The sequence below is a fragment of the Vibrio sp. 11986-1-5 genome, assembly GCF_963878025.1.
Taxonomy (GTDB): Bacteria; Pseudomonadota; Gammaproteobacteria; order Enterobacterales; family Vibrionaceae; genus Vibrio; species Vibrio injensis.
Genome location: NZ_CAWNVW010000041.1, coordinates 1 through 268 on the forward strand (window position 1 = coordinate 1; position 268 = coordinate 268).

1 tRNA gene is annotated in these 268 nt (G+C 38.8%); it reads left to right on the plus strand.

Annotated features, from left to right (window positions below):
• Positions 1-4: 4 nt before the first annotated feature.
• Positions 5-80, plus strand: a tRNA-Glu gene (locus AACS00_RS09955).
• Positions 81-268: the final 188 nt, after the last annotated feature.

The window sequence follows — 268 nt, forward strand, 5'->3', positions numbered from 1 at the left end:
TAGTGTCCCGTTCGTCTAGAGGCCTAGGACACCGCCCTTTCACGGCGGTAACAGGGGTTCGACTCCCCTACGGGATACCATCTTTAAGGGTTTTTAGATAGAATCTTTAGAAATGGTTGACTCGTTTTGTAACGAACAATCTTGCTCTTTAACAATTTGGAAAGCTGACAAAGTAATTTATCTTGATGGATAAGTTACTTGTAAAGTTCTCAATCTTTATCTTTTGATAAAGACCAAAAATACACATTCAAGTGTGCTTGGTGAAAAA